Below are 20140 nucleotides of genomic sequence, written 5' to 3'. Positions count from 1 at the left end.
GATGGGGTCATTGGGCTTTTGGCGGCTGGCGCAGGCCGATCCCGAGTGGGTCGCGGCCGTTGATCCGGATGGGACGCAGTACTCGGCGGGAGACCTGCTCGCCCGCTCCAACAGGCTCGTCCACGGCCTCCGCGCGCTCGGCCTCAAGAACGGCGACGGCATCTGCGGGCTCGTCCCGAACGGCGTCGAGGGGCTCGTCCTGTATCTGGCGGCGCTGCAGGCAGGCTGGTACTACACGCCGATCAACTGGCACCTGACGGGCCCGGAGATCGGCTACATCGTCGCCGACGCGGAGGCGAAGGCGTTCATCGTCCACGAGCGGTACGCCGCCGAGGGCGTTCGGGCCGGCGAGGAGATCGAGCCGCACCGGCGGTTCGCGATCGGGGACGTCGCGGGGTTCCGCCCGTACGACGAGCTGGTCGCGGGGCAGCCCGACACCCTGCCGGACGACCGCACCAACGGCGCGACGATGCACTACACGTCCGGCACGACCGGGCGCCCGAAGGGCGTCAAGCGGGCGCTGATGGGCATCGACCCCGACGACAGCGCCGAGCTGATGACGTTCCTGCTGGGCCTGTTCGGCATCCCGCCGGGGCGTCCCGCGGGGGGCGAGCACCAGGCCCATCTGATCACCTCACCGAACTACCACACGGCCGTCACCCAGTTCGGCGGCACCGCCCTGCACATGGGCCACACGGTCGTGTACATGGACAGGTGGGACGCCGAGGACACCCTGAGAATGATCCAGGAACACGGCGTGAGCAACACCCACATGGTGCCGACGCACTTCAAGCGGCTGCTCGCCCTGCCCGAGGAGGTCCGCTCCCGGTACGACGTGTCGAGCATGAAGTGGGCCATCCACGCGGCGGCGCCGTGCCCGGTGCCGATCAAGCAGCAGATGCTCGACTGGTGGGGCGACTGCATCTGGGAGTACTACGCGGCCACCGAGGGCGGCGGGACGATCGCGAGCCCCGCCGACTGGCGCGCCCACCCCGGGACGGTCGGCAACGCCTGGCCGATCAGCGAGCTGCTCATCGTGGACGACGACGGCAACCCGGTTCCGACGGGCACGCCCGGCACGATCTACATGAAGATGGCCGGCGTCGAGTTCGAGTACAAGGGCGACAAGGAGAAGACGGAGAAGAACCGCCTCAAGGACTTCTTCACCGTCGGCGACATCGGCTACCTCACCGAGGACGGGTTCCTGTTCCTGTCCGACCGCAAGGCCGACATGATCATTTCGGGCGGGGCGAACATCTACCCGGCCGAGATCGAGAACGAGATCATCCTGCATCCGAAGGTCGGGGACGTCGCCGTGTTCGGCATCCCCGACGAGGAGTGGGGCGAGCAGATCAAGGCCGTGGTGGAACCCGCCGAGGGCATCGAGCCCGGCGAGGAGCTGTCCGCCGAGATCCTCGCGTCGCTGGAGGGCCGGCTCGCCAGGATGAAGTGGCCGAAGTCGATCGACTACATCGAGACGATGCCGCGCGAGCCGAACGGCAAGCTCCTCAAGCGCAAGCTCAGGGACCCGTACTGGAAGGACCGCGAGAGTGCCATCTGAAGCATCCGATCCCAACCACCTGGTCGCGTTCCCGGGCGGCTACACCCGCTCGGTCGGCCCGGTCATCGGGCGCTTCCTGAGCGAGCTGCGCGACGGCCGGATGGTCGGCGTCCGCACGGCGGGCGGCAGGGTGCTCGTCCCGCCGGCGGAGTGCGACCCCGAGACCGGGGAGGACGTCACCGGCGAGTTCGTCGAGGTCGGCCCCGCCGGGACCGTGACGACGTGGTCGTGGGTGCCGCGGCCCGCCAAGGAGCACCCGTTCGACCGGCCGTTCGCGTGGGCGCTGATCCGCCCGGACGGCGCCGACACCGCGCTGCTGCACGCCCTGGACCTCGGTGTTTTCGAGGAGGGCGCGAAGCCGCCGAAGGTGCTGAAGACCGGGATGCGGGTGCGGCCGAAGTACCGGGCGGAGCGGACCGGGACGATCGGCGACATCGAGTGCTTCCTGCCCGAGGTCACCATGATCAACCCGCAGGCGGCGCTGGAGTACCGGCTGAAGGGCGGGCGGGCGCTCGGCCGGTTCCTGGAGGGCGTCTCCGAGGGCCGGATCCTCGGCCACCGCTGCCCGGTGTGCGAGAAGGTCATCGTCCCGATGAAGGGGTTCTGCACGCGCGACGGCGTCCCCACCACCGAGGAGGTGGAGCTGCCCGACACCGGCACCGTCACCACCTTCGCGGTCAACAACATCCCCGACCCGCGCGCGCCCGAGGTGCCGTTCGTGTCCGGCTACGTCCTGCTGGACGGCGCCGGGCTGACGATGCTGACGCTCGTCGCGGGCATCCCGGCCGACCAGGTGCGGATGGGCATGCGGGTGAAGGCGGCGTGGCGGCCCCGCGAGGAGTGGACCCGCTCGATGTCCAACATCAAGTGGTTCGAGCCGATCGACGAGCCCGACGTCCCCTTCGAAGAGATCAAGGACTTCATGTAATGCGTGATGTCGCAGTGGTCGCGTTCGTGCAGAGCGAGCACAGCGCGGAGGACCAGGGGATCGCGGAGACCGAGATGGTCCTGCCGCTGATCACCGAGATGAAGGAGCGGACGGGGCTGTCCCGCTTCGGCTTCACCTGCTCGGGGTCGTGCGACTACCTGCAGGGCGCGCCGTTCGCGTTCGTGTCCGCGCTCGACACGCTGGGCGCGTGGCCGCCGATCTCCGAGAGCCACGTCGAGATGGACGGCGCCTGGGCGCTCTACGAGGCGTGGGTGAAGCTCCAGATCGGCGAGGTCGACACCGCGCTGGTGTACGGATTCGGCAAGTCGTCCCAGGGCGACCTTCGCGCGGTCATGACGCAGCAGCTCGACCCGTACTACCTGGCACCGCTCGGCGTCGACCAGGTGTCGATGGCCGCCATGCAGGCCCGCGCGTACATGGAGAAGGCGGGCGTGAAGGAGGACGACCTGCGCGCGGTCGCGGCGCGCTCGCGGGAGTCCGGCCGCGGCAACCCGTTCGCGCTGCACCTGCCGGACCCGGCGGACTCCGCCGCCGAACAGGACTACGACGTGGCGCCGCTGCACCCCTACGACGTCGCGCCCGTGACCGACGGCGCCGCGGCGATCGTCCTGGCGGCCGGCGACACGGCGCGGGAGCTGTGCGAGCGGCCCGCGTGGATCACCGGCATCGACCACCGCACCGAGGCGCACTCGCTCGGCGTGCGCGACCTGACCCGGTCGGCGGCCGCCCGTATCGCGGGCGAGAAGGCCGGCGCGACCGGGATCGAGGTCGCCGAGCTGCACGCGCAGTTCAGCCATGAGGAGCTGATCCTGCGCGAGGCGCTCGGCCTGGGCGACGGCGTGACGATCAACCCGTCCGGCGGGGCGCTGTCGGCGAACCCGGTGATGGCGGCGGGCCTCATCCGGATCGGCGAGGCCGCGTCCCGCATCCACGACGGGACGGCGTCCCGGACGCTCGGGCACGCCGCGTCCGGCCCCTGCCTTCAGCAGAACCTCGTCTGTGTGCTGTCGGGAGACAACAATGGCTAATCCGTGCGCGATCATCGGCATCGGGCAGACGCAGTACCGGACCAAGCGGCTGGACGTGTCGATGGCGGGCCTGGTCCGCGAGGCGGCCCGCCGCGCCCTCGACGACGCCGGGCTGACCTGGAAGGACATCGACGCCGTCGTGGTCGGCAAGGCGCCCGACCTGTTCGAGGGCGTGGTGATGCCGGAGGTCTTCCTGGCGGACGCGCTCGGCGCCACCGGCAAGCCGCTGATCCGGGTGCACACGGCCGGGTCCGTGGGCGGGTCCACGGCGATCGTCGCGGCCAGCCTGATCCAGTCCGGCGTGCACGAGCGGGTGCTCACGCTCGCCTGGGAGAAGCAGTCGGAGTCGAACGCCACGTGGGCGCTGACGGTGAACGGGCCGTTCACCACGTCCCTCGTCGTGGGTGCGGGCGGCTACTTCGCCCCGCACATCCGCGCCTACATGCGGCGGGCGGGCGCCCCCGACCACATCGGCACGCTGGTCGCGGTCAAGGACCGCGAGAACGCGCTGCGGAACGAGTACGCGCACCTGAAGATCCCCGGCATCTCGCGGGAGATGGTCGAGTCGACGCCGATGCTGTGGGAGCCGATCCGGTACCTGGAGACGTGCCCGTCGTCGGACGGCGCGTGCGCGATGGTGCTCGCTTCCGAGGACGCGGCGAGGCGCGCGCCGAACCCGCCGGCGTGGGTGCACGGGACGTCGATGCGCTCGGAGCCGATGCAGTTCGCCGGCCGCGACAGCGTGAGCCCGCAGGGCGGCAAGGACGCGGCGGCGGACGTGTACCGGCAGGCCGGCATCAGCGACCCGCGCAGCGAGCTCGACTGCGCCGAGGTGTACGTCCCGTTCTCCTGGTACGAGCCGATGTGGCTGGAGAACCTCGGGTTCTGCGGCGAGAGCGAGGGGTGGAAGCTCACCGAGGCCGGGGCGACGGCGATGGACGGCGACATCCCGTGGAACCCGTCCGGCGGCGTGCTGTCGTCCAACCCGATCGGCGCGTCCGGGATGATCCGGTTCGCCGAGGCGGCGCTGCAGGTGCGGGGAATGGCCGGTGAGCACCAGGTGGACGGCGCGCGCCGCGCCCTCGGCCACGCCTACGGCGGCGGCGCCCAGTTCTTCGCGATGTGGATAGTCGGCAGCGACAAACCCTGATAACCCTTTTCCCCTGGGCGCGACCCCAGACCCCCCGAAAGGGACGTCCGATGGAGTACAACCACGCTGATCTGTTCGAGGGAGTCGCCGACGCGATAGGGGAGCGTGTCGCCCTGGTGTGCGGCGACCGGCGGCTCACCTACGCCGAGATGGACGAGCACGCGAACCGCCTCGCGCACCACCTGGCGGACGCGGGCGTCCGGCCGGGCCAGCACGTCGCCGTCCAGCTCTACAACGGCATCGAGTACGCGGCGGCGCTGCTGGCGACGCTGAAGATCCGTGCGGTGCCCATCAACATCAACTACCGGTACGTGGAGAACGAGCTCCGCTACGTGTTCCAGGACTCCGACAGCGTCGCGCTGCTGTACGACGTGGAGTTCGAGGACCGGGTCGCCGCGACCGTCCCGGAGGTGCCGGCCCTGAAGCACCTCGTCGCGGTGGGCGGCACGCCGTCCATCCCCGGCGCGGTCGCCTACGACGAGGCGCTGCGGGACGCCGACGGCACGCGGGGCTTCCCGGCGCGTTCCGGCGACGACCTCTACATCATCTACACCGGCGGGACGACCGGGATGCCGAAGGGCGTCATGTGGACGACCGAGCAGCTGCTGCTCGGGTTCTGGAACCCCTCGCTCCCGCGCCCGTCGAAGCCGGAGGACGTCGTCGAGAACGCCCGCAACGGCGGCCCGCTGGTGATGATGCCGGTCGCGCCGCTGATGCACGGCGCGGCGCAGATGGCGACGTGGATCGGCTGGCTCATGGGCGCGACGCTCGTCTACACGCGCAAGTTCGACGCCGCGGACGTGTGGCGGACGATCGAGCGGGAGAAGGTCAACTCGCTGACGATCACCGGTGACGCCATGGCGATCCCGATGGCGGAGGAACTGGCGCGCGGCTCGTACGACACCTCGTCGCTGCTGGCGTTCGTCTCCACGGGCGCGATCTTCACCGGGACCGTCCGCGACCGCATCCAGGAACTGCTGCCCAACACGATGGTCCTGGACCGGTTCGGGTCGACGGAGTCGGGCTCGACGGCGGAGGCGGTGGCGGGGTCCACGCCGGAGAAGGGCCTGCGGTTCGCGCCGGACGTGGAGAACGTCACCGTCCTGGACGACGCGTACCAGCCCGTCAAGCCGGGGTCGGGCGTCATCGGCCAGGTCGCCCGCACCGGGCACATCGCGATGGGCTACTACAACGACCCGGAGAAGACGGCGCGGACGTTCCCCATGGTGGACGGGCGGCGCTGGCTGCTGACCGGCGACATCGCCACCGTCGAGGAGGACGGGTCGATCGCCGTGTACGGGCGGGGGTCGCAGGCCATCAACACCGGTGGCGAGAAGGTGTTCCCGGAGGAGGTCGAGGCCGTCCTCAAGGGCCATCCGGGCGTGTACGACGCGGTGGTCACGGGCATCCCGGACGAGCGCTGGGGCAACCGCGTCGCGGCGGTGATCCAGCCCGCCGGCGGCGGGCGGCCCGCGGCGGAGGACCTGGACGCGCACTGCCGTAAGGCGCTGTCGGGCTACAAGGTCCCACGCGTCTACGCGTTCGTGGACGAGATGAAGCGTTCCCCGGCGGGCAAGGCCGACTACCGGTGGGCGAAGGAGGTCGCCCAGGAGGCCGAGGGGTAGCGGAAGCGGTCGGCCCCGAACCTTCGTGGGATTCGGGGCCAGGAGCGGACCTCTGGTCTGTGGCCCGGACCACTCAATCGTAGGACCGTTCCAACCTTGCTTTGATCATCTGAGGTGTCGCGTACGCCACACCCGGCCGCGGCCCCCTAAACTCTCTTGTGCTGAGTCGCTCTTGAGATGAGTTTCTCTGTGTGGGAGTGAAGGAGGGGGTGGGACGTGGGAAGCCCGGAACGCTACCGGATGGTCAGCGAACTGCTGTCCGCCGCGCAGCGCGGCACGACGTTCACGGTTCTGCTGCACCATGCGACGGCGACCAAGGCGGGCTTGAACGTCACCGACGCGCAGTGCGTCCACGTGCTGTCGCTCGACGGCCCGCAGACGCCCGGCCGGCTCGCGCAGCTCATGGGCATCACGACCGGCGGCGCCATCACCGCGGTGATCGACCGGCTGGAGAAGGCCGGCTACGTCCGGCGCACCCGCGACCCCGACGACCGCCGCCGCGTGATCGTCGAACTCGTCGAGGAGAACGTCCCCCGTTTCACCCGGTACCTCGAGCCGGTGAGCCGCATGTTCCGCGAGCGGCTCGACGGCTGCACCGACGAAGAGGTCGCCTTCCTGCTGGACTGGTTCCGCCGCAACAACGAGGTCATGCCGCAGGTCATCGCGGAGACCAGGGAGCTGCCCTGACCGCGTCGCCCCGATCGGCGGCGGGACGACCCCCGTCCGTCCCGGCGCCGATCGGGGCCGGTCCAGGAACGGCCGCCGCGGTCCCCCCGGCCGTGCGACCGTCCCTGGAGTCTTGTCACGCGAACGGCGCGCATTCGCGGGACACAGGGACACCTGACCGCTGAATCGCAGGTCACACGGCTTCTGGACGGTGACTTGGGTCACATCTGCCGGGCGCGGCCTGATCCGGCCGCCCGGCCCGCCCCGGGACGGCCCGTCCCGGCACCGCCGGGCCGCACGCGATGAGATCATGCCCGGCATGTACGCACGATCGGACGGCCGCTGACGTGGAACCCCTACGCCCCGAGGACCCCGCCGAGATCGGCGGATACCCGCTGATCGCCCGCATCGGCGCGGGCGGCATGGGCCAGGTCTACCTGGGCCTCACCGGGGCCGGCCGGCACATCGCGCTCAAGGTGATCCGCGAGGACTTCGACGGCCCGCAGGCGCTCGCCCGGTTCCGCCGCGAGGTCGCCACCGCCGAGCGGGTGCGCAGCCGGTTCGCCGCCGCGATGGTCGGCGCCGGGCTGGACGCGCCGCCGTACTGGCTGGCGACCGAGTACGTCCCGGGCCCGACGCTCCGCCAGGCCGTCGCCGAGCACGGGCCGCTGCCGCCGGACACCTGCCTGCGGCTGCTCGCCGCGCTGGCCCAGGGCCTGCTGGAGATCCACGGCCAGGGCGTGCAGCACCGCGACCTGAAGCCGGGCAACGTGATCCTCGCCCCGGACGGGCCCCGGCTGATCGACTTCGGTATCGCCCGCGGCGAGGGCCAGACGCAGATCACCCAGACCGGCGCGTGGAACGGCACCCCCGGGTACGTCGCGCCGGAGGTCGTCCGGGAGCAGGAGCCCGTGCCGGCCTCGGACGTGTTCTCCCTCGCCGGGACCATCGCCTACGCCGCCACGGGGCGCCCGCCGTTCGGCGGCGGCCGCATCGAGGCGATCATCCACCGCACGCTCGACGGCGAGATCGACCTCGACGGCGTCGACGCGCGCGTCGCCGAGCTCGTCCGGCTCTGCGCCGCGAAGGAGCCCGCCGCCCGGGTCCGGCTGGGGCGGCTGGCCGAGCTCGCCGCGTCCCCGGCCGGGCTCGCCGGCGACCCGGCCTACCTGCGGCTGGCGGGGACCCCGCGGCCGGTGCCCGCCAGCCTCCCGGACGCCGTCGCGGCGGGCCTCGTCCCCGCCGAGCGCACCCGGACGGGCGCGCCGGGCGGCACGGGCCCGCGGTCGCGCGCCGCCGTCATCGCGGCGGTCGCCGGGGTGGTCGCGGTCGTCCTGGGCAGCGCGTTCGTCGCGCGGTCCGTCCTGACCGGTGACGAGGGCGGGCGGGGCGCGAACGCGGTCCAGAGCGGGCAGGCGGCGAACGGGACGGAGACGGGCGGCGGCGCCACGGCGCCGGTGGACGCGCCCACGGCACGGACCCCCCGCGCCGACGGCCGCCCGCCGGACGACCCCCTGGTGAAGCAGCCCACCGCGGACTTCCGCGAGGTGGAGTTCTCCCAGAGCGACCTGACCTGCCTGCCCGCGATCCGCCCGGAGGACGAGGCGCTGTCCGGCCAGTTGCAGGTCTCGGCGCCGCGGCGGCCGCACGGCGGCGACAGCGTCGAGTTCGGCATGCGCTTCAAGTACGAGACGCCGTCCGGCTACTACGTGGCCGCCCAGGTCCGCCCGCCGGGCCCGCACGGCAGCGCCGGGCCCGGCTGGGTCCACAGCAAGCCCCGCCTGTACCCGGGGGACGCCGGGCTGGACCTCAGCTACCCGGTCGACTTCGAAGGATCAGAGCCGCTGAGGCAGGGCGTGTGGACGGTCGTCTGGCTGCACGTCCACGCCAACGGCGACGCCTACTACATCGGCTGCGACGGGTTCACGGTCTCGTAGCGGCTAGCGGACGGCGATGACCGCCGAGCCATGGCCGAACAGGCCCTGGTTCACCGCGATGCCCGCCCGCGCGTCCTCGACCTGGCGTCCCTCGGCCTGGCCGCGCAACTGCCACGTCAGCTCGCACACCTGCGCGATGGCCTGCGCCGGGATCGCCTCCCCGAAGCACGCGAGGCCGCCGCTCGGGTTGACGGGGACGCGCCCGCCGAGCGTGGTGGCGCCGGACCGGAGCAGCTCCTCGGCGCCGCCCGGCTCGCACAGGCCGATGTCCTCGTACCAGTCCAGTTCGAGCGCCGTGGACAGGTCGTACACCTCGGCGAGCGACAGGTCCTCCGGCCCGATCCCCGCCTCCTCGTAGGCGGCGTGCGCGATGGCGGACCGGAAGGGCCGCTCGGGTTCGGCCGCCGTCATCGCCGAGTCGGTCGCGAAGTCGGGCAGGTCCAGGACGGTCTTGGGGAACGTCGGCGTCACCGTGGACAGCCCCGGGATGCGCACTGGATCGGCGATGCCGTGCCGCCGCGCGAAGTCCAGCGACGTCAGCACCAGCGCCGCGCCCCCGTCGCTGGTGGCGCAGATGTCCAGGAGCCGCAGCGGGTCGGCGACCACGGCGGACTCGCGGACGTCCTCCGGCGTCACCTCCTTGCGGTACCGGGCGTTCGGGTTCGCCAGCCCGTGCCGCGCGTTCTTCACCTTGACCGCGGCGAAGTCGTCGAGCGTCGCCCCGTGCATCGCCATGCGGCGGCGGGCGTACAGCGCGAAGTAGATCGGGTTCGTCGCGCCGAGCAGCCGGAACCGCAGCCAGTCCGGGTCGTCCGGGCGGTCGCCGCCGACGGGCTTGAAGAAGCCCTTCGGCGCGGCGTCCGCGCCCACCACCAGCGCCACATCGCAGAGGCCGGCGAGGATCCGCGCACGCGCGTTGTCGATGGCCTGCGCCCCGGAGGCGCAGGCGGCGTACGAACTGGACACCCGCGCGCCCGACCAGCCGAGCGCCTGCGCGAACGTCGCCCCGGCGATGAACCCCGGATACCCGTTGCGGATGGTGTCCGCGCCCGCCACGTACTGCACGTCCGGCCACGCGAGCCCGGCATCGGCCAGCGCCGCCCGCGCGGCCGCCAGCCCGTACTCGACGAAGTTCCGCCCCCACTTACCCCACGGATGCATCCCCGCACCCAGCACGGCAATGTCTCTGCTCATCTGGCTCGCTCCGCTCGCCGCACGCGGCCGCTTCGTGCGGCCGCTTCCCTCGTCACGTGCTCGCTCCTTCGTCGCTGCGCGCGCTCCTCAGTCCAGCGGCCGCACGGCCGTGCGCTGGTCACTGGACGGGCCTCCACATCCAGACGGTGTATTCGGCCTCGTCGTCCTCGTAGAGGGTGCCTTCCGCCAGTTCGACCTCCATGCCGACGGCGAGGTCGTCGACGGTGTGGCCGGGGGCGACCTGGCCGAGGACGACCATGCGCTCGGCCTCCAGTTCGACGGCCGCGACGGTGTAGGGCACGAACGGGTCGGGGGAGACGTACGGGGGCGGCGGCCGGTAGCGGGAGTCGGCGTAGGACCAGATGCGGCCGCGGGAGGACAGCGCGTAGGGCTCCAGCTCGGAGCCGTCCTTCGGGCCGGTGCAGCCGGGGTTGCGGCAGGCGAGCTCGTTGCGCGGGAAGTACGGCGTCCCGCAGGACGCGCAGCGGGTGCCGAGCAGCCGCACGCCGCCGTCCTCGGTGGTGAACCACCCGTCGACGGCCGGACGGCGTTCCTTGGTCGTGGTCACGCGGCTCCTCCCTGATCCGGTACCGGCGCAGCGTAACAAGCAAACGCTCGCTGGAAAGAGGGGTGTCCGGTGAGCGGGACGGGCGTCTCGGCACCAGGTAACTGACTCGTCAGTCACTTCCTGTACAGTGAGCCGAGTCGGATTCTGCTCGGGCTGCCCACAGGGTGCGCGAAGGTAGGGAGAGTGCGGATGCGGACGGGACTCGAAGGGAAGACGGCCTTGGTCACCGGGGCCTCCCGCGGGATCGGGAAGGCGATCGCCACCGCGTTCGCCGCCGAGGGCGCCAACGTGGTGATCTCCTCGCGCAAGCAGGAGGCGCTGGACGAGGTCGCCAAGGAGATCGGTGCCGCGCACCCGGGCGCGGGAGTGCTCGCCAAGGCCGCGCACGTGGGCCGCGCCGAGGAGGCCGCCGCCTGCGTGGACGCCGCCGTCGCCGAGTTCGGCGGCCTGGACATCCTGGTCAACAACGCCGGGACCAACCCCTACTACGGCCCGATGGCCGACATCGAGCCCGCCGCCGCGGCCAAGACCGTCGAGGTCAACCAGTTCGCGATCGTCCAGTGGACCCAGCTCGCGCTGAAGGCGTCGCTGGCCGAGCGCGGCGGCGCCGTCATCAACATCGCGTCCGTCGGCGGGATGATCACCGAGCACGGCATCGGGTACTACAACGCCACCAAGGCCGCCGTCATCCACCTGAGCCGCCAGTTCGCGATGGAGCTGGCCCCGAAGGTCCGGGTCAACTGCATCGCGCCGGGCCTGGTCAAGACGCACCTCGCCCGCGCCCTGTGGGAGCCGAACGAGGCGGCGATCAGCAAGCACATGCCGCTCGGCCGCCTCGGCGAGCCCGAGGACATCGCCAGCGCGGCGGTGTTCCTGGCCGGCGACATGTCGTCCTGGATGACCGGGCAGACCATGGTCGTGGACGGCGGCGCCACCATCCGCGCCTCGATCGCCTGAGGAGGCGGCATGTCACGCTGGGGACTGACCATTCCGATGACCGGGCTCCCGCTCGGCGAGCAGCGCGAGATCGTCGCGGAGCTCCCGGGGCTCGGCTACACCGACGCCTGGTCCGCCGAGACCAACGGCACCGACGCGTTCACCCCGCTCGCGCTCGCCTCGCAGTGGGCCCCCGAGCTGCGCCTCGGCCCGGCGATCGTGCCGGTCTACACGCGCGGGCCGGCGCTGCTGGCGCAGCAGGCCGCGACGCTCGCCGGCCTCGCGCCGGGCCGGTTCGTGCTGGGCATCGGGACCTCGTCCGACACGATCGTGCAGCGCTGGAACGGCATCCCGTTCGAGGAGCCCTACAAGCGCACCCGCGACACGCTGCGCTTCCTCCGCAAGGCCCTCGCCGGGGAGAAGGTCAAGGAGGAGTACGAGACCTTCGCAGTCAACGGCTTCAAGCTGGACAACGCGCCCGCGACGCCGCCGCCGATCGTGCTGGCGGCGCTGCGGCCCGGCATGCTGCGGCTCGCCGCCCGCGAGGCCGACGGCGCGATCACCAACTGGCTCGCGCCGAAGGACGTCCGGACGGTGCGCGGTGAGATCGGCGACGAGACCGAGCTGGTCGCGCGGCTGTTCGTCTGCCCGACCGGCGACGCCGAGGAGGCCCGCGCGATCGGCCGCTGGATGATCGCCGCGTACATGACGGTGCCCGTCTACCGGGCGTTCCACGAGTGGCTCGGCCGCGGCGAGGCGCTGCGCCCGATGAACGAGGCGTGGGCGGCCGGCGACCGCAAGAAGGCCCTGGAGGTCATCCCCGACGAGGTCGTCGACGACCTGATCGTGCACGGTACGCCGGACCGGTGCCGCGCCCGCGTCCGCGAGTACGTGGACAGCGGCCTCACCACGCCCATCCTGGCGGTCGTCCCGGGCGGCGGCCTGTCCCCGCGGGAGGCGGTGCGGGCCCTCGCCCCGAGCGCCGGCTGACCCGCGGCCGCTGCTCGCCGAGCGAGATCGCACGGTCACGTCCCGATGTTTACGGCGGTGCGGAACGGGGAGGGTGGGGCAGATCCGAAGCGAGAGAGACAGAGACGTGAGGAGCTGATCGTGCTCACGCTGACCAGCGGTGCCGTCCAGGTCATCCGTACCGTGACCGCCAACCCGGAGCTTCCGCCGGAGACCGGTATCCGCATCGAGTCCGGGCTCGACGGCTCGGACGCCCTCCGGCTCTCGGTGGCCCCGGCTCCCGAGGCGGGCGACCAGGTCGTCGAGGAGGAGGGCGCGAAGGTGTACCTGGAGCCGACCGTCGCCGAGATGCTGGACGACAAGACCCTGGACGCCCAGGTCGACCCGCAGGGCGACGTGGCGTTCACCATCGCCGAGGGGTCCGGAGGGATCCCCACCTAGACCCGAGCGGACTTCGCGGAGCCGCCGCGCCGACCCCGGTCGGTGCGGCGGCTCCGCGGCTTTCCGCACCCCTCCGGCCCTCTCCGGACCTCAGCTCATCGCGCCCACCACCGCCACCACCGCGAACACGAACGCGGCGGTAGTGAGGATCATGAAGGCGGCGATCACCGCGCAGGCAAGCCCGCGCGGCTGCTCACGCCAGTTCGCAATGCGGTCGCGCACCAGCCGGTCCAGTTCTTCCCGGGACGGCCGTCCCGCGTCCGGGGGGTCGGGCGAAGGCGGGGTCGTCACGGTCGCCCAGTCTTTCAGAGTCATTCGGCGAAGGAGGGGTGGGGGCCGAGCGCCCAGTACTCGTAGAGGCCGTATCCCGTCGTGATCTCCGTGGGCTGGGCACCGTCCAGGTACTCGTACCGTCCGACCGCGTCGACGAGTCCCCACATGCGGGCGGCGTCGTCGGGCTTGCGCGTGTCGTAGGCGACGCCCTGGACCTTGACGTCGGGGCCCTGGTACATGCCGTGCTTCCAGTCGGGCTCCAGCCCGTAGCCGGTGCCGACCATCAGGTGGACCGGCAGGATCGGCGTCGCGCGGACCTCGAACGCCGCCGCACCGGGCGGCGCGAACCGGAGCGTGGCGCTGACCACGTCGCGGGTGCCCTCGGCGTAGACCGGGAGGTACTCCGGGCGGCCGAGGTACTCGGGTTCGCGGTCCGGCCAGACCCGCGTGGCCTCCTCCAGGACCCGGCGGCCCTTCTCGTCCTCCTGGACGATGCAGAGGATCGAGTGGTCCTCGAACTGCATCGGCGTGTACAGCCAGTAGAACGTGCCGGCGTTGTTGATCTGGATCCCGGGCGGCTCCGGCTCGCCCACGGGACGGATGCCCCAGGAGCGGTCCCGGGAGCCCCACCAGTGGTCCGGCGTGGCCTCGATGGTCTCGCCGTCGATGGTGATGGCGCCCGTCCAGCGGCCGGTCTGCGCGAGCCGCCGCGAGTCGAACATGACCCGTTCCTGCCAGCGCAGGTAGTGCGGGGGCTCCAGCGTGGCGGGGATCGTCCCCTCCCAGGTCATGTCGAACGCCAGGCCGTGCTCGTTCTCGTCCAGGACGACCCTGAGCCGCTTCAGCCCCTCGATCACCTCCACCCGGAACGGCCCGACCGTGGTGTCCATGCGGTCCGCACCCAGCTCGCGGGACGCCCGGACGACCTTGTGCACCGGCCCGTGCCGCACGACCGCGAACGCGTCCATGACCCCGAGGTTCGGGTACTGCCCGATCCCGATGATCAGCATCAGCTCGTCGGAGCAGGGGTGGGCGTTGAAGTAGTACCGGTCGTAGAAGTTGCGGTCGGACGTCGTGACGTGCCGCATCACCTCGGGTGCCTGGTGGATCGGGTAGTCGTCGAGCGGCGAGAGCGTCACGTGGTCTCTCCAAGGATGCGCGCGAGCAGCTGCGAGCAGTTGTTGTTGTAGGGGAAGTCGGAGGTCTCGTCGATCCAGCCGAAATCGATCATCGCCTGCCCGATCCGGGCCATGACCACCGAGAACTTGAAGCCGGACAGGATCTCGTAGTACGCCATGTGCCGCATCGGGCGCCCGAGCAGCTCCTCGTAGCGGGCGACCGTCTCGGCGTAGGACGGGAAGCCGTCCAGCCGCGCGGCGCCCACGCCCTCGCAGTGGTGGCGGTCGAGGAACATGAACCAGGCGAGGTCCTCCTCGGGCGCGCCGAGCGTGGCGGTCTCCCAGTCGAGTACGGCCGCCGGGACACCCTCCTGGAAGATCACGTTCCCGATGCGGGCGTCGCCCCACAGCACGGCGGGCTCGCCGGGTTCGTCGGGGCGGTTGGCCTTCAGCCAGTCCAGGGCCTTGAGCGCCGTCTCCTGCGGCCCCTTGTAGGCCCAGTGCAGGTAGTGCTCGTAGTAGTTGAGCCGCTGGTCGAGGCCGGGCGCGCCCCACTCCGGCTGGTCGAGGAAGCCGAGGCCCAGTTCCCGCGCGTCGAGCCGGTGCAGGTCCGCGAGGATCTCCAGCGTGGACCACCACATCGCGGCGCGCTCGCCCGGCGGGACCTCGGTCACCCAGCCGTCCATGTGGTACGGCGGCATGTCGGTCGGGACGCGGCCGTCGATCCGTCCCATCACGAAGAACGCGGCGCCCAGCACGTCCGGCGACGGCTCGTACCAGCGGATCGGCGGCACGGGGACGGGGGTGCGCTCGTCCAGGATCCGCATCAGCCGGTACTGCTCCTCGAACCGCGGCTCGGGGAACACCTGGTACTTCACCGGCGCGACCCGCGCCACGAACGGCTCGCGGTGCGGGACGCCGTCGCCGCCGGTCCACTCGGCGTCGAAGATCAGCGTCTCGTTGGAGAAACCGCTCGTCTGGGGGGTCTCCAGGTGGGGGATGCGGACGCCGGGCAGATGCCGCTCCAGCCAGTCCGTCAGGTTCCTCCTGGTGACCTCGGAGTCGCGTTGGTCGGGAACGGGCATCGCCGCCTCCTTGCACCGGTCACGGCCCCGAATTAGAACGTGTTCTATCAACGGAGGCGGGGGTGGTCAATGGCCGCCGGCGACCGGCGTGGAAAAATCGGCTGATGCGTCTCACCAAGCTCGGACACGCCTGCGTCCAGATCAGCAAGGACGACCGGAGCGTCGTCATCGACCCCGGCACGTTCAGCGAGGCGTCCGCCGCGCTCGCCAGCGCCGACGCCGTCCTGGTCACCCACGAGCACTTCGACCACTTCGACGCCGACACCCTGCGCGCCGCGATGGCCGAGCGGCCCTCCCTGGAGGTGTGGACGTCCCGCGTCGTCGCCGAGAACCTCGCCGACCTCGGCGGGCGCGTCCACCAGGTCGGCCACGGCGACGCCGTCACGATCGCGGGCTTCGACGTCCACGTCTACGGCGAGGACCACGAGATCATGCACCCGGACCTGCCGCCGATCCCGAACGTCGGGTTCCTGCTGGACGGCGAGATCTTCCACCCCGGGGACGCGCTGACCGTCCCGTCCGAGCCCGTCCCCACCCTGTGCCTTCCCGGCAACGCCCCCTGGATGAGGGCCGTCGACCTCTACCAGTACACGCGGGCCGTGAATCCGGGACGCGCCTTCGCCATCCACGACGGCCTCCTCAACGACATCGGCCTCAGCGTCATGGAGCGCATCCTCACCGGGGCCGGCAAGGAACTCGGGAAGGAGTTCACCCGCCTCGCCCCGGGTGCCTCGGTCGACCTGGCCCGGCCGTGACCGGCGATCCCTCGCCCCCCGGAGGGACCGGCACCGTGAGCCGCCCCCGCCGCATCCAGGCCGTGTTCTTCGACATCGGCGAGACGCTGATCAACGAGGGCGAGATCTACGGGCGGTGGGCCGACTGGCTCGGGGTCCCGCGGCACACGTTCCTCGCGAAGCTCGGGGCGGTGCTCGCGGCGGGCGGCACCCACATGGACCTCCTCGAATACTTCCGGCCGGGCTTCGACCTGGCGGAGGAGCAGCGCCGGCGCATCGAGGCGGGCGTCCCGAACGGGTTCGGGCCCGCCGACCTGTACCCGGACGCGCGCGCCTGCCTGTCCGGGCTGCGCGACCAGGGCCTCTACGTCGGGATCGCCGGCAACCAGCCGGTCGAGGCCGCCGAGCAGATGGCGGCGCTCGGCCTGGACGCGGACGTCGTCGGCATCTCCGACGTGTGGGGCGTCCAGAAACCGGCGCGGGAGTTCTTCGAGCGCTGCGCGCAGCTCGCCGACGTGCTGCCCGACCGCGTCCTCTACGTGGGGGACCGCATCGACAACGACGTCCGGCCCGCGCTCGCGTTCGGGATGCGGGCGGCGTTCCTGCGGCGCGGCCCCTGGGGCCACATCCAGCGGGACGACGAGGCGCTGCGCGACTGCCTGTTCGTCCTGGACGACCTCGCCGGCCTCCCCGGACTCGTCGCCGGGCACAACGCCGCCTGACCCGCACGGCCGGAGTTTCGGCCGGAACCGAGGTCCCCTAGGGAGGATCCCCTAATCCCGGAGGATGGCACGGGAACAGTCCCAGCGGTTGATGTGGTGCCCCTGTCCGGTTCGTAGCGTGGAGGACGTGGAAGCGAAATTCCGCGGCCACGTTCATCGCACGACCGAATGGGGAGAGAAGAAGCCATGAACGGTCTAGTTCGCCCGCGCGGCAACCGGATGATCGCCGGCGTCTGCGCCGGCCTCGGTCGCCGGTTCGGCATGTCGGCCGGGACCGTCCGGCTGCTGTTCGTCCTGTCCTGTCTCCTGCCCGGCCCGCAGTTCGTCGTCTACCTCGTCCTCTGGGTGATGATGCCGAACGAGGACCGGCACCTGGCGGGCAGCCGCTGAGGCGTCTCCGGCACCACAAGATCATTGATAGCGCTTGGCCGGGCCCGCCCGGGGGTGTTAGATCGTGGCACCACCATCGGACCTCGCACCGGCCGAACACCGGGGCCCGCCCGTCCGGACGGCGAGGTGAGAGATCCGTTCCCCCGTGGGAAGGGAAGGAGCCGCGGTGCCTGAGGAGGGCCCGGGTCACGGCCGGTTTCCGGGCACGACCCCCCGCGCCCCCCGGGACCTGCCCGGGGCCGTGGACGAGTCCGCGCGCGAGTCCGAGCACGCGGCGCGGCTGCTGAGGTTCCTGCGCGACCTGGCGCGGGGACGCCGCCGCCCGTCCCGCGACCTGTCCGGGCACGACCGGGTCCACTGGCTGTCGGAACTGCCCGGCGACGTCTACGTCGAGACGGACGCGGGGCCCGGCGACGTCCTGTTCAGCGTGCCGGTCATCCCGCTGACCCCGCCCGTCGTCCTCGACGAGTTCGACGGCTGGCTCGCCCTCCGCAACTGGTACCGGATCCTCCGCGACCTCGCGGGGGAGGACGTGGTGCTCGCCACGGGCCTGCTCGCCTGGCGGCCCGCCGTCCACGACCACCTGCTGAACACGCCCGTGCGGATCGTCGTGGACGACCGCACCGACCGCATCGACGTGGTCCTCGCCGGGCGCACGAGCCTGCGGGACCGGGACCTGCTGTCCGGCCACCCCGGCTACCGGCCCGCCCCCGGCCCGCCGGACGCGGTGCGCGCCGGGCGGGGCTTCGGGCTGAACCCCTCGGTCGGGGACGTCCTGCGCGAATGGTGCCTCGCCGCGCTCAGCACCCCCGCCGACTACAGCGACGACTGGGCACCGGACGCGGCGGCCCCGTCGCCCGTCCCGCGCCTGCGGCTCGCGCCCGCGCTGGTCGTCCGCCCGCCGGGCCGCCGCGCCGCCGCCGACTACCACGCCGCCCTCCTCGACCGGGTGCCCGGCGGCGTTCCCGACGGGTTCGCGCGGCTGGTGTCGCCGTCCCGGAAGCCGCACGTCATGCACGTACCCGAGCGCGAAGCGGACACCGTCCCCGACCTGCTCGCCGGGCTGCTCACCCGCGGCCACCGCGTCCTCGTCGCCACGAGCGGCGCCACCGCGTCGGGCGCGCTCCACGCCGCGCTGCCGCCCGGCCTCGCCGACCTCACGGTCGCCGACCCCGCCGTGGCCGGCCGCGCGGCGGACGCGATCCTCGCCCGCACCGCCCCGCCCGACCTGGACGCGCTGGCCGGACGGGAGGAGACCGCCGCCCGGCAGGTCACCGAGATCCGCGAGCGCCTCGGCGGCGCCGACGAGCCCGCCGACCCGCGCGAGCGTCTCCGCGCCGAGGCGCCCGACCTGGCGTGGATGCCGGTCCGCGCCGGGATGCCGGCCGACCCGCCGGTCTCCCGCTCCGAGGCCGCGGAACTCGTCGTCCTCCTCGCGGAGGAGACCGCCGCGCGCAAGGCCCGCACCGAGCAGCGCGACGTCGACCCCGGCGCGCTGCCCAGCGCCGCCTACGTCCGCACCCTGGTCGAGGCGGAGGCCACGGCCGCCGAACGCGCCGAACGGTCCAAGACCGACCTGTCCCGCCGCCTGCGCGAGACCGACGTCACCTTCCTCGCCCGCCTCGACGGAAACGCGTCCGTCGTCGCCGCCGCGCTCCGCGACCTCGGCCTCGACGGCGACCCGGGCGGCTGGAACCCCGCCGACCTCGCCGCCCAGGCGTTCGGCGACGCCCTCGCGGACCGCCGCCCCCTCATCTGGGCGCGCGTCCACGAGATGACGGCCCGGGCCGAGTGGGCGGAGGGCGCCCTGGCGGAGCTCAGCAGCCACGAGATCGACATCCCCGACGACGCCGACCTGCGCGGGCTCGCCGCGTCCGCCCTGGACCTGCGCGCCCACCTCGCCGGCGGCGGCACCCTCAAACGGGGACCGCTGCGCTCGTCCGCGCAACGCCAGGCCGAGCCGCTCCTCACCACCGTGCGGGTCGACGGCGCCGCACCCGCCACACCCGAGCTGCTCGACCTCGTCCACACCCACCTCATGGTGCGGATCACCTGCCGTGAGCTGCAGTACGTGTGGGAGGCCGCCGGCATCTCCTTCCCCGCCGACCTCCCGCCCGCCGAACGCGTCGCCCGCTTCGTCCGCGCCCACGCCCGCCTCGCCCGCATCCGGGACGCCATGACGGCCGTGCAGGAGACCCGCGACCTCCTCGGCCGGTCCGGCCTCACCATCCCCCTGGGCCACCCCCACCAGTGGCACGGTTACGTCACCGCCCTCCGCAACGCACTGGAGGGCCTGGGCGTGAGCCGCGCCGCCGCCGACCTCGACGCCCTCCGCGACTCCATCGGCCCCGTGGACGACGACGATCCCCCAGAGCTCCAGGCGGCCCTGGACGCCATCGACGCCCGTGACGCCGCCGCCTACGGCCGCGCCCTGGGCGCCCTGGCCGAGGCCCGCCACGAACGCTCCCGCCAGATCCGCTGCACGGAACTCCTCGACCGCGTCCGCTCGGTCCACCCCGACCTCGCCAACCTCATGATCGCCACCGACGGCGACGAGGCGTGGCAGGAGCGCACCCCGCGCTGGGACGAAGCGTGGGCGGCGGCTCACCACGCCACCCGGCAGACCGTCCCCGCCAAGGAACGCCTCCGCGCCGCCCTCACCGAGGCCGAGGAACGCCTCCGCGTCATCCGCGCCGACCTCACCGCCGCCCGCGCCTGGAAGGCCGCCCTCGACACCGTCCCCGCCTCGCCCGCCGCCCCGTCCGACGTCATCCCCGCGTGGATCCTCCCGCTC

Annotated in this window: 19 protein-coding genes; 14 read left to right on the top strand and 5 right to left on the bottom strand. The window is 72.5% G+C overall.

Annotated features, from left to right (window positions below):
* Position 1: 1 nt before the first annotated feature.
* The 7 genes from E1289_RS18360 (at position 2) to E1289_RS39025 (ending at position 8916) form a co-directional block, all read left to right on the top strand.
* Positions 2-1561 (top strand): acyl-CoA synthetase, encoded by a 1560-nt coding sequence (locus tag E1289_RS18360; RefSeq protein WP_131981723.1) that lies wholly within the window; start codon positions 2-4, stop codon positions 1559-1561.
* Positions 1551-2489: an OB-fold nucleic acid binding domain-containing protein gene (locus tag E1289_RS18355; protein WP_131981721.1), complete on the top strand. Its 939-nt coding sequence runs from the start codon at positions 1551-1553 to the stop codon at positions 2487-2489. The genes E1289_RS18360 and E1289_RS18355 overlap by 11 nt, the downstream gene beginning before the upstream one ends.
* Positions 2489-3538, top strand: a complete 1050-nt coding sequence (locus tag E1289_RS18350) for a thiolase domain-containing protein (RefSeq protein WP_131981719.1) — start codon at positions 2489-2491, stop codon at positions 3536-3538. Before E1289_RS18355 ends, E1289_RS18350 begins: the two co-directional genes overlap by 1 nt.
* On the top strand, positions 3531-4688 hold the full coding sequence (locus E1289_RS18345) for a thiolase domain-containing protein (RefSeq protein ID WP_131981717.1): 1158 nt from the start codon (positions 3531-3533) through the stop codon (positions 4686-4688). The genes E1289_RS18350 and E1289_RS18345 overlap by 8 nt, the downstream gene beginning before the upstream one ends.
* A gap of 50 nt (positions 4689-4738) precedes the next feature.
* Entirely contained in the window at positions 4739-6313 is a 1575-nt protein-coding gene (locus E1289_RS18340) for an acyl-CoA synthetase (protein ID WP_131981715.1), read from the top strand.
* A gap of 216 nt (positions 6314-6529) precedes the next feature.
* Positions 6530-7000, top strand: coding sequence for a MarR family transcriptional regulator (locus E1289_RS18335; RefSeq protein ID WP_207929026.1), 471 nt, complete (start codon positions 6530-6532; stop codon positions 6998-7000).
* Between the two features lie 326 nt (positions 7001-7326).
* A complete protein-coding gene (locus tag E1289_RS39025) occupies positions 7327-8916 on the top strand; it encodes a serine/threonine-protein kinase (RefSeq protein ID WP_207929025.1) in 1590 nt (529 codons plus the stop codon).
* Between the two features lie 3 nt (positions 8917-8919).
* On the opposite strand, the gene E1289_RS18325 is transcribed toward E1289_RS39025, so the two are convergent.
* Complete coding sequence (locus E1289_RS18325; protein ID WP_131981713.1) at positions 8920-10110, bottom strand: lipid-transfer protein; 1191 nt, start codon at positions 10108-10110, stop codon at positions 8920-8922.
* Positions 10111-10228: 118 nt separating this feature from the next.
* A complete protein-coding gene (locus E1289_RS18320; protein ID WP_131981711.1) occupies positions 10229-10678 on the bottom strand; it encodes an OB-fold domain-containing protein in 450 nt (149 codons plus the stop codon).
* A 189-nt stretch (positions 10679-10867) separates the two neighbouring features.
* Here E1289_RS18320 and E1289_RS18315 point away from each other — a divergent pair, with 189 nt between their 5' ends.
* From E1289_RS18315 to E1289_RS18305, 3 genes are all read left to right on the top strand, one after another.
* On the top strand, positions 10868-11635 hold the full coding sequence (locus E1289_RS18315) for an SDR family oxidoreductase (RefSeq protein WP_131981709.1): 768 nt from the start codon (positions 10868-10870) through the stop codon (positions 11633-11635).
* A 9-nt stretch (positions 11636-11644) separates the two neighbouring features.
* Positions 11645-12604 carry an LLM class F420-dependent oxidoreductase gene (locus tag E1289_RS18310; RefSeq protein ID WP_131981707.1) on the top strand — a complete coding sequence of 320 codons (960 nt, stop codon included), beginning with the start codon at positions 11645-11647 and terminating at the stop codon, positions 12602-12604.
* 120 nt (positions 12605-12724) lie between these two features.
* Positions 12725-13024: a Fe-S cluster assembly protein HesB gene (locus tag E1289_RS18305; protein WP_131981705.1), complete on the top strand. Its 300-nt coding sequence runs from the start codon at positions 12725-12727 to the stop codon at positions 13022-13024.
* Between the two features lie 90 nt (positions 13025-13114).
* On the opposite strand, the gene E1289_RS18300 is transcribed toward E1289_RS18305, so the two are convergent.
* The 3 genes from E1289_RS18300 to E1289_RS18290 are packed head-to-tail and all read right to left on the bottom strand — an operon-like array spanning position 13115 to position 15500.
* Positions 13115-13315 carry a hypothetical protein gene (locus tag E1289_RS18300; protein ID WP_131981703.1) on the bottom strand — a complete coding sequence of 67 codons (201 nt, stop codon included), beginning with the start codon at positions 13313-13315 and terminating at the stop codon, positions 13115-13117.
* Positions 13316-13335: 20 nt separating this feature from the next.
* Entirely contained in the window at positions 13336-14436 is a 1101-nt protein-coding gene (locus E1289_RS18295) for a hypothetical protein (RefSeq protein ID WP_207929024.1), read from the bottom strand.
* Positions 14433-15500 carry a phosphotransferase family protein gene (locus tag E1289_RS18290; RefSeq protein ID WP_131981701.1) on the bottom strand — a complete coding sequence of 356 codons (1068 nt, stop codon included), beginning with the start codon at positions 15498-15500 and terminating at the stop codon, positions 14433-14435. The genes E1289_RS18295 and E1289_RS18290 overlap by 4 nt, the downstream gene beginning before the upstream one ends.
* A gap of 104 nt (positions 15501-15604) precedes the next feature.
* On the opposite strand from E1289_RS18290, the gene E1289_RS18285 reads away from it, so the two are divergent.
* The 4 genes from E1289_RS18285 to E1289_RS18270 form a co-directional block, all read left to right on the top strand.
* The gene (locus E1289_RS18285) at positions 15605-16255 is read left to right on the top strand and encodes an MBL fold metallo-hydrolase (protein ID WP_131981699.1); all 651 of its coding nucleotides are present in this window, start codon (positions 15605-15607) and stop codon (positions 16253-16255) included.
* A 35-nt stretch (positions 16256-16290) separates the two neighbouring features.
* Positions 16291-16956, top strand: a complete 666-nt coding sequence (locus tag E1289_RS18280) for an HAD family hydrolase (protein ID WP_131981697.1) — start codon at positions 16291-16293, stop codon at positions 16954-16956.
* Positions 16957-17142: 186 nt separating this feature from the next.
* Entirely contained in the window at positions 17143-17346 is a 204-nt protein-coding gene (locus E1289_RS18275) for a PspC domain-containing protein (RefSeq protein WP_131981695.1), read from the top strand.
* 166 nt (positions 17347-17512) lie between these two features.
* On the top strand, positions 17513-20140 hold a 2628-nt coding region (locus E1289_RS18270; protein WP_131981693.1), incomplete at its 3' end, for a hypothetical protein.

Source organism: Actinomadura sp. 6K520 (genome assembly GCF_004349245.1).
Taxonomy (GTDB): Bacteria; Actinomycetota; Actinomycetes; order Streptosporangiales; family Streptosporangiaceae; genus Spirillospora.
This window is presented reverse-complemented; position numbering and strand designations above follow the sequence as displayed.